Annotated in this window: 7 protein-coding genes and 1 tRNA gene; all 8 read right to left on the minus strand. The window is 40.9% G+C overall.

Annotated elements, in window-relative coordinates; genetic code table 11:
* Positions 1-103 precede the first annotated feature (103 nt).
* Complete coding sequence (locus tag P20439_RS18625) at positions 104-253, minus strand: hypothetical protein (RefSeq protein WP_008466800.1); 150 nt, start codon at positions 251-253, stop codon at positions 104-106.
* A 36-nt stretch (positions 254-289) separates the two neighbouring features.
* On the minus strand, positions 290-1459 hold the full coding sequence (locus tag P20439_RS10780; protein ID WP_138956970.1) for a restriction endonuclease subunit S: 1170 nt from the start codon (positions 1457-1459) through the stop codon (positions 290-292).
* Positions 1456-3036, minus strand: coding sequence for a class I SAM-dependent DNA methyltransferase (locus P20439_RS10785; protein ID WP_008466804.1), 1581 nt, complete (start codon positions 3034-3036; stop codon positions 1456-1458). The genes P20439_RS10780 and P20439_RS10785 overlap by 4 nt, the downstream gene beginning before the upstream one ends.
* 164 nt (positions 3037-3200) lie before the next feature.
* Complete coding sequence (gene rhuM / locus P20439_RS10790) at positions 3201-4184, minus strand: virulence protein RhuM/Fic/DOC family protein (protein ID WP_008466806.1); 984 nt, start codon at positions 4182-4184, stop codon at positions 3201-3203.
* On the minus strand, positions 4185-7628 hold the full coding sequence (locus P20439_RS10795; protein WP_008466808.1) for a DEAD/DEAH box helicase family protein: 3444 nt from the start codon (positions 7626-7628) through the stop codon (positions 4185-4187).
* Between the two features lie 70 nt (positions 7629-7698).
* Entirely contained in the window at positions 7699-8835 is a 1137-nt protein-coding gene (gene csm6 / locus P20439_RS10800) for a CRISPR-associated ring nuclease Csm6 (RefSeq protein ID WP_008466809.1), read from the minus strand.
* A gap of 163 nt (positions 8836-8998) precedes the next feature.
* Positions 8999-9088 (minus strand) — tRNA-Ser (locus tag P20439_RS10805).
* A gap of 169 nt (positions 9089-9257) precedes the next feature.
* The gene (nadA, locus tag P20439_RS10810; protein ID WP_008466811.1) at positions 9258-10298 is read right to left on the minus strand and encodes a quinolinate synthase NadA; all 1041 of its coding nucleotides are present in this window, start codon (positions 10296-10298) and stop codon (positions 9258-9260) included.
* Positions 10299-10448 lie beyond the last annotated feature (150 nt).

Raw genomic sequence — 10448 nt, forward strand, 5'->3', positions numbered from 1 at the left:
GCCTTCGGCTTATCCAACCTACGTAAGGTCAATACACGTAGGTTGGTTAAGTGACGAAGTCACGCCACCCAACAAAGCAACATCACCTCAAGCCGTATTACATTTATAATGCACAACCAATAACGTTGGATGACACCTTCGGCTTATCCAACATTAATAAATAACCCGGTGTACGGCCGTTACGCAAAAAGTAAGCTGCTTGTTTTAAAAGCTGAGTCTCGGTTATGATGTTATTTAATTCACGTTCGATCATTTAACTTCCTTGTTCTTATTTTTATAAATAGCGCTATTATAGTTCGCCAGCAAAGGCTTTTTGGCTTAAGGACTCAAAAATCATTTCATTAGCAAAGTTCTGCGAGGTTTCTGTCAACTTGAGAAATTTCACTTTTAGTCGAGTAAAGTCATCTAAAACTTCATCACTTGGAACAGGAATTTGGATATTCCCAACAATATTTTTATTTAAATTGGGCATTGTGGCTCCCTGCGATTCTGATTCCAGATGATTTTTAATCGCTTGGCTTGAAAGTAATTTATTTAAATATTCTGAAAATACACCTGCTTTATTAGGTCTAATATACAAGCTCCCTGTTCCACACATCCATCCAGCTTCTTTTTCATTAACAATTGCACAGCGTCCCATTTCACCTCTTCGCCCCATTATTATGTCACCAACTTTCAAATGATACTCAGAAAGAGTCGCGTGCTTTTCATTAGATACTGACAAATTCGTTTTTGGGACAATATTTCCCTTAACAATATGTGTTGGGTTTATTAAGGGTATTCCGCCTTCAATATAATCTTCTTTATGCAGTTGAGTTCCAAACGGTCCAATTTGAATTTTTGCTATATCTTTTAAACTCTTAACTTCCCAGCCCTTTGGATTAGTAACAGGATCACCAAACATATCTAGGAATACGCTGCGTAGAAAGTCGTCGGCGAGTTTGATGGCTTGTTGGCGTTTGCGGCGGATGGTGTCGGCTTTATCTAAAATCGCGGCGATTCGTTTTTGCTCGTCCAGTGGGGGAAGTGGGATTTCAAATTCTTTTAAAAATGAGGCCGATATATTTGGTTGTGCTCCTCCAGAACCTGCTTTAACAAAATCAGATTTGCAATCTTTCATTAAATAATAGAAATACTCCAAATCGATTTTTTCGTTAGGGGTAAAAGCTGCACATGCTTGATTTGTACAAGCTTCGACATTCAAAATAGAACATGCACCGATTGTGGCACCATACATCGCAAGTAATACAGTTCCTTTAGGGTATAATCTAGTTGATGATCCATCTAGTCCTTCTTGAGTAATAAATTCTGATGCAGATTCAACATATTTATGATGTAAATCGCCTGTTTTTACCCAATGTATAGTTCCACCTTCGTAGTATTCCTTTTTCTTCCGTGAAGGAGTACCACCCGAAGTAATCTTAAAAATGTCACCCAATTTCACCAACGGCCAACTCACAACATCCCCTCCAGCTCTTTTAAATCAGTCAGAATTTCGTTTTCTAAGCTCACTAATTTACCTAAAATCTCTTTTGGCGGATCGTACGTTTCTTCTTCGTATACCACTTCTTTATAGCGGTTGATTGACAGGTCGTATTTGTTGCTGGCTATGTCGTCTTTACTTACCCAAAACGCCTTTTGGGTTTTATCGTTAGTATCACTTGTCGCTTGTGACTTATCGCGCGTTTTAAATTCGCTAATTAGGCTTGGTAAGTCGTTGTCTTTTATTGGCGTGCGTTTGTCATCCAAGCTAAAACCGTCGGCTTGTACGTCGTAAAACCATACGTGGTCGGTGCTGCCGCCTTTGGTAAATATAAGTATGGCGGTTGAAACACCGGCGTAGGGTTTAAACACGCCACTTGGCAGTGAAATTACCGCTTCTAGCTGGTTGTTATCCACCAGCATTTGGCGCAGTTGTACGTGCGCTTTTGATGAGCCAAATAATACGCCGTCGGGCACGATAGTCGCAGATTGCCCGCCTATTTTTAGCATGCGCTCAATAAGGGCGACAAATAGCAGCTCGGTTTTTTTAGTTTTTACTTTACGTAATAACTCGGGGCATACGTCTTCTTCGTCTAGGCTGCCTTTAAATGGCGGGTTGGCGAGTATTATGTCGTACCCTTCTTTGGCCTTTTGCGGGTAATGCTCTTTAAAATTTTGGCTTAGGGTATCTTGATAATGAATGCCCGGTTGTTTAATGCCGTGCATTACTAAGTTCATAGCGGCTACGCGTAGCATGGTGGCGTCAAAGTCAAAGCCGTTGAACATGTGAGCATCTATGTGGCTGCGCTGCTCTGGGGTTATTAAATCGCCTGAGTAAAGTAAGTTTGCAAGCGGTTTGCCGCTATCATCACATTGTACGTTACCATCTACATCAAGCACGGGCTCGCGCTCTATGCCCTCGGCTGATGTGTATTTTTGCAATAGGTATTCGTAACTTACCGATAAAAAGCCACCGGTGCCGGTTGATGGGTCACATATTTGGCTGGTTACATCTGGGTCCATCATTTCGACCATGGCGCGTATAATGTGGCGCGGCGTTCTAAATTGGCCGTTTATGCCTGCGGTGTTGAGTTTGCTAAGCAAGTATTCGTATAAATCGCCTTTGGTGTCTGAGTTTTCAAGCGGCAGGTCGTTTACCATTTCAACCGCTTTTACCAATAGGCTTTGCTTTTGAATCATCAATTGCGCGTCTTTCATAAACTCGTTAAATATCGCGCCTTCTGGCGAAACATCGCCTGAGGTTTTTGAAAAGTACGGAAACAGTTCATCTTTAACCAGTTTGTATAGCTCTTCTGCGCCTAAATGGCGCAGGTTTTGCCAACGAATATGTTGCTCATCGTCGTTAAAGCGGCGGTTAAACGGCTGCTTAGTACGTGCACTTCGTTTTTCATCGGCTTGCTCGTTCATGTCGAGCATACGGGCGTACATTAAAAAAGTAATTTGCTCTACTACGGTTAGCGGGTTAGTGATGCCGCCTGTCCAAAATTCTTCCCATAGCTTATCTATTTTACTTTTTAAAGGTCCGGTGATCATAGTTTTCCTAGTGTGAGCGGTTTATTGCGCTCATTATATTGATTAAATTTTATATCATGGTGTTGGATGGCGCTCTAACTTATCCAGCATCCTCGGATAGCGCTTTGGCTTATCCAACATCGTCGGATGGCGCTCTGGCTTATCCAACCTACGTTTTGTGCTATTTAATTTTGGCTTAATAAATTTTCGATTAAGCGAATAATGGTGTCTTTTTCTTTAGGGTTTGACTCTGCTACTAATAAAGTAATAGCCGCTAACCCTGTATCGTTTATTACGGGTTGATAATGCTCATTTAACAGGCGTTGATTTCGATTTAGAAAATCGACAAATAAAAATGCTGCGGTGCGTTTATTGCCATCACTAAACGGGTGGTTTTTAACAACAAAATATAATAAATGCGCGGCTTTACTTTCTACGCTTGGGTAGGCAGGCTCACCAAATACACTTTGATCTAAAGCGCCCCAAATGGCATTTAGGCCGCTGTTACGCTCTTGTGCAAATAGCTTGGTGGCTTCACCTTTGTTTATAAGGTTTTGCTTAAGCTGTGAAATTGCGATTTTTGCATCATTAAGTGGTGTAAGTGCGCCGCCTAACTCCCCTTTTGGTGAATTAAGCAGTCCTTCATCATACTGTTGTAGCCATAAAAAGGTTTGCGTGTAACTGGCAATTATATCTACAAGCCCTGCACCAAATTCACTGTTTTGTGGCAAAACAGCAATTCGTTTAACGAGTTGTAATGCGTTATCTAGCTCTGTTGCGTTTTGTGCTAATCGCTCTTGATTTAAGGTGTAGCCTTTTAATAAATGCTGCTTTAATGTTTTAGTTGCCCACTGGCGAAAGCGTGTTGCTTGGGTTGAGTTAACGCGGTAGCCCACAGATATGATTGCATCAAGGTTATAGTGTTTTAATTTACGTTTTACTTGGCGTTTACCCTCTTGACGAACTACCGAGTAATCCTCGGTAGTTGCATTTTCATCAAGTTCACCTGACTGATAAATATTTTTTAAGTGTAAACTAATATTATCAGTAGACGTATTAAATAACTGGGCCAATTGTAGTTGAGATAACCAAAGACTCTCGTGTTGTAAAGCAACAGCTAGCTGTAAACTACCATCTTCGTTTTGGTAAATCTCCAACTCATTACTCATTTACAGCCTCACTTCTTTATCTACCGTATGGTTTTTATCGCCCAATTCTACATCAAACTGCTTAATAAATTGCTCAATTACGTCGGCTTGTTGCTCGCTAAATACGCCATCGAGCCCCATGTCGTGTATTTGTGTAAAAGGCGCATCGTAAAGCTGGGCTATTTCAATAGCGCCGTGGCGAATCAGGTGGTTTTTTAACATACCAATAAAGCGTTGTTGTTTAGCATTTACATGAGTGTGTATTTGCTGCACAAAGGTAGTAAAGCTCTGCTCTATGGCGTTTTTATCCATGCCGACTATGGTACGCAATATTTTGTCGAGCGTCGCGGTTGATTCAGGAAAAAACTCTTTTAATGTATTTAAATCAACATTTGGGTTTTGCGTATGCACTAACGAGCTTAATTGCGCTAAGTCGGCTTCGGTTACTTGTTCGCCGTTGCGAATTTTTTTAAGTACGCTGTCGGTTTCAAATAACGGGGTGAGTGTTTTTTCTACCTCTTGGCGGTATATTTGATAATCAATAGAGACTATTTTTGTAAGCCTGTCGGCTTCGTGTATTTGGTTTTCGTCTTCAGTTATATCAAGTACAAAATCACTTGTTGGTGGCTTCACGCTTTTATTACGCAGGTGAATAATACTGCGTAAATTAATGCGGCTTTGCTCAAGTGCTGCATGGGTTAAATACTGCCAATATTGCTGTGTTTGTATTTCTGCTATGGCAGGTGCTTTGCTACGCACTTCGTTTAGGTGCATTTGAAGCGATTCAACCTTGTTCATTACACTTTGTTTAGCTAAATCAATTTGGTTTGCATCGGTAAATATTAGTGTTTGGATAGTGGTTAGCTCTAAATCAAACTTATACGCTTCACTTTGCCCCATTATGTTACGCCATTGCATAAGCGGCGCTACTTCTTCGAGTAACTTTTGTACATCATCAGGGATAAACTGATTAAGACGTTTAAAATCCTTATAGGTTTCGACCACTAGCCAGTTATCGCGCACCGATATTGATTCCATTGGCAGTAGGCAAATATCGTCGTGAATTAATTTAATTGTTTGCTCAAACACATCCATGTTGGCTTTTTTGAGGGCCGTTTGTGCAAGGGTTACCCGCGCTTCAAATAGTTTTTGCAGTAACGATTTTGCTTGTTTTACGTCGTCTTCTTCTGGGTTTTCGTCGAAGTATTCAAAGTTTGCCCAGTGATCGAATATTAAAAAGTGAGTTTTGTGCTGCCCTGGTCCGTATAGGTTTTCGCATAAGCGTGTGCCACGGCCAATCATTTGCCAAAACTTTACTTTTGATTTTATAGGTTTTGCAAATACAAGGTTTACGCATTCAGGCACGTCTATGCCGGTGTCGAGCATATCGACCGACACTGCTATGCGCATGCTGTTTTCGTCGCTTGATTTAAAATCGTCTATTAGCTCTTCGGCCCGTTCGTACTTTGAGTGAATAACGCGGCAAAAATTAGCACCATGCTGCGGGTAAAGCTCACTAAATAACTGGGCCATTAATTCGGCATGAGCTATGTTACGGGCGAATATGATTGTTTTACCAGGCAGTTGGCCGTCTTTATCGCGCAGACCTTTTTCCATTAAGTTACGCAGTATGAGCCTGTTGGTATCTTTATTTTTAATGGCTTCGTCTATTTGTTTTGCGTCAAAGTCGAGCTCGTTAGGGTCAATGCCTTGCTCTTCTAATTGGGCTATTTGCTCATCGGTTAGGTTGTCTTTTTTAATGCCTTCGCGCAAAAACTGTGTGGTGTAACTTACAATTTTGTAAGGAACTAAGTTGCCTTGCTCTATCGCGTCTTCGAGTGGGTAGTTAGCTGTGGGTAGTTTGTAATCGCAACCAAACAAATCACACGTTGAGCGCGATACCATTTCAACCGGTGTAGCGGTTAAGCCTACTTCGAGTGCATCAAAGTATTTAAAAATATCACCATAAATATTGTAAATTGAACGGTGCGATTCATCAGCTACTATTAGGTCAAAATAGCCTACGTCGTACTTGTTCATTATGCGTAGCATACCCGGGTACGTTGCTATAAATACCCGCGCGCTGGCAGCTGTGTTTTTAGCGCTTTTACCAACAATATGCACTGGCTCTTTGGTGAATTCGGTAAAGGCGTTACCCGCTTGTTTACGTAGTTCTTTTCGGTCACATAAAAATAGTACGCGCTTAGCCCAACCTGCATCGAGCAGCCGTTTGGCAAGGGCAATAGATACGCGTGTTTTACCTGTGCCGGTTGCTTGCACAATAAGCGCTTTGCGGTGTTTATCGCTAAAGCGCTCACACACTCGGGTTATGGTTTCCATTTGATACAAACGCCCTGCCACAGCAGTATCTATCGGCGTTTTATTTAAATCTTTTTTAAGTGTGCGCTGCTTTATTAAGTACTGTAGGGAATCTTTTGAGTAGTAACCGTATAAACCACGGCTATTATAGCCTTGCGTGTCGTCGAGAATTTTTATATCCCAGCCGTTTGAATAAAAAATAATAGGGCGTTGGCCATATTGCTTTTCGAGCGCGTTGGCATAAAGCGTTGCTTGCTGGCGGCCTTTTTCGATATTTTCGCGAGTGCGTTTTGCCTCTATTACCGCAAGTGGTTTACCGTCGTCATCCCATAATACGTAATCAACATAACCTACGCCTGTTGTTGTAGGTTGATCCGTTACTTTTACTTCTTTGCCAACGTCTTCTGTTGATTCGTCGTCAAGTGCAACGTGCCAACCAGCATTACGTAAATCTAAATCGATAATGCGTTTACGGGTTTCGTCTTCGTTAAAGTTAAAACTAGAGTTAACAATTTGCTCATTGCGGGTTTTAACCTGAGCCAGCTTTTCTGCATCAATAGTTTGTTTTAGTTTTGCTGCTTGCTGCTGTGCTTGTTTTTGTGCAAGCTCTGCGGCTTCTAGTTCGTCGAGTGCGCGTTTTAAACGGGCCTGATTTTCGGCTAGCTGCTTGGTGAGTTGCTTGTTCTTTTTTGCAAACTCGGCATCACTTTGATTAGTCGGCTGTGTTTGCTCAGGCGCTTTAAACTCTGGGCACTCTTGTTGCGTGCCATTGGCAAAAGCCATAAACAAATATGAGGCTACAAAGTAGCTTTCTTTTAATATCCAAATAGCTTGTTGTTGGTCAACTTTGCCTTCATGGGCGGCTTGGTTGCCACTTTTACGTATGGCGTGAAGCTTATCGGTTATTAAACGCGGAACTGTACTGGTAAAGTGGTCGGCGGTAAGTTTATCAAAAATGTTAGAAGTGGGTAAAACAGGTAAACTAAGTTCTTTATATAAGTAACCTACTACTTTTTCGGCAAAGCAACGCAGCTTAACCAATGAGCTTTGTGGATCGGTAATCGCATACTCTTCTGCAAAAGCGGCTAACTGGTGTAGCTCTGGCCACTTAGATTGAATGTGTTCAAAGTTCATTGATTGCTTCATTCCTGATTACTTCCTTATCAACTAATTTACCATGCGTTATTATTTTTATGCGTTTGCAAGCTTGAGAATATTAAGCCGTTATATTTATTTTTATATTGTGTGTTACTGCGCTTAACCAGTAGCTTGTTTCAGAACTTTGGTTATTAGAGTCAATCGCTACTTTTTTAGCAAGCTCGTTTGGTAACACCTTATTTATTTTACTATTTATGCGGCTACGCGTTTGTTGCACAAAGGTTTTTTCCATTACTTTTAAATTACTGTGTAAACCGTCTCTAAAATCTTCGGGCTCTATGCCAAACGTATCACGAAATATACGTAAATCACTGCTATTTTGCTGTAAATGTATGAGGTACTCTTTGCTGTATCGCAAAGACTCTTCAAAATCACGACTCACCACTAGCTTTTTATGTTCACTTTGGCTGTATTGGTTTAACCATAAATAAAAGGCGGTTTCTTTTGCGGTAAGTTTAATTTCGACACCCGCAAAGGTGAGTGTTTTTGCTTTTGCGTTTACCTCTAAGGTTAAATCTTTTTTATGCGCTGAGTTTAAGCTTGCTACTGTTTGGCTAAATGATGCACTTTGCATGTTGGCAATGAGTGTTTCGTCGATAGATTGGCGCATTCGCACAAATGGAATTTCGGCAAGGGTTACCTTTGCATTTATACAATTAACTTGAGTGCCGTTTTTACCGTCAATAATATGGTCGTGGGGAGTTGGGTAGTAAAAATCTCTGACAAATTCAAATTCATCATTAACAAATACATGACTAAGTGAGTCTTGCTCGCGCCCTAACAACGACATGGCATAGCCTAAATAAAACGCCATTGTTTTACGGCCACCCGCAATAGATGCATGAATGCTGATATCGTTCTTATTGGTGAGTTCAAATACTTTACGTGTAATAAAGTCGGCCATGTAGGTCTGTTCTATTTCAGATTTAGCATCATTAATAGGTTGGCCATTATCGTCTTCTATAAGCCATATGTTTCCATCGGGGAGTTTAATGTTGGGAAGTTTATAATCTGCTATTAGTTTAGCTAAATGGCCCTGCTTAAATAATCCATCGGTGAGCATAGCCTTGGTGCTTTTTGTAGTAATAACAAAAACCTCTTCAGGCATTGGCTTACCTTGCTGATAAAGCGCAAAAAGAGTTTCGGTTAATACTTGTGGGCTGGCACCTGTGACAATGAGCAGTATGTTCTTCATTAATTATCCATTTATGGAAGAATTACTCATAATACATAAATTACATAATTAATGAAACTTGTTTAAACTCAATGAAATAGGTACAAACATGTAATTATCACTATCAATTTAACTTTATTACAGGCACAAAAAAGGCGCCTTGAGGCGCCCTGATATAGAATAATGGTGGAGAGAGAGGGATTCGAACCCTCGTTAGGGATTAACCTAAACACACTTTCCAGGCGTGCGCCTTCAGCCACTCAGCCATCTCTCCACAATGTTGCTTTGCAACAGCGCGCTATAGTATGAAATACACTTGCTTGGTGCAAGGCCTTTTTAACATCATGCTTTTAACTGCTCAATAATCAAACTAACTACTCATAAACAAATAAAAAGGCGATACCTGAGTATCGCCTTTATCTAATGCATTATATTGCTATTTATTATTTTGCCATATTGGCTGTAAAGTCTAGCATGCGATTTAATGATTTAAGTGCGCCTTCACGCAAATCCATATCAACAAACACTTCTTTACCGCTGGCATCAATCAGTGCTTCCTCAATCGCTTGTAAGCCGTTCATTGCCATCCAAGGGCAGTGAGCGCAAGTTTTACATGTAGCGCCGCTACCAGCCGTTGGCGCTTCAAAAAACTCTTTATCTGGGCATAGTTGCTGCATTTTATAAAAGATACCGCGATCGGTCGCCACAATAAACTTTTTATTAGGCATAGTTTGCGCTGCTTTAATAAGCTGGCTAGTAGAGCCAACAGCATCAGCGAGTTCAACAATTTCAGCCGGTGATTCTGGATGCACCAATACGCCTGCATCTGGATGCAATACTTTAAAGTCTTTTAGCGCTTTGGTTTTGAACTCATCATGTACAATACATGCGCCGTTCCACATGATCATATCGGCGCCAGTATTCTTTTGAATATAACTGCCTAAATGCTTATCTGGACCCCAAATGATTTTTTCGCCTTGCTCATCTAAGTGCTCTACTATTTCAAGTGCACACGATGAGGTAACAATCCAATCAGCACGCGCTTTAACCGCGGTAGAGGTATTAGCATACACTACCACTTTACGGTCTGGGTGCTGATCACAAAATGCTGAAAATTCATCAACAGGGCAACCAATGTCTAATGAACAGGTTGCTTCAAGGGTGGGCATAACGACAGTTTTATTGGGGGTTAAAATTTTAGCGGTTTCACCCATAAAACGTACGCCCGCGACGATGATCATGTCGGCTTCGTGTCTAGCGCCAAAGCGTGCCATTTCCAGTGAATCGGCTACACAACCGCCTGTTTCTTCAGCAAGTGCTTGAATTTCGGGATCAGTGTAATAATGAGCAACAAGCACCGCGTTTTTTTCTTGCAGTAACTGTTTTATTCGCGCTTTATATTCGCCTTTTTCGTCTTGTGTTAACGGGGCTGGCTTAGGAGGAAAAATATAGCCTTCTGGCATAATAGTTTGAGCTAAACTCATTGTTCTCGACCACTTTATTTACAGTGTAATTAATAGCGCAAATTATACGAGAAACTAACACTAAATAATAGCAATCTAACAATGCAGTTTATAAATAAAAATTAGGGAGATAGTCGGAAATATTTTATGTCGAAGAAAGTGTACCAGAAG

This window comes from Pseudoalteromonas sp. BSi20439 (genome assembly GCF_000241165.1).
Classification (GTDB): domain Bacteria; phylum Pseudomonadota; class Gammaproteobacteria; order Enterobacterales; family Alteromonadaceae; genus Pseudoalteromonas.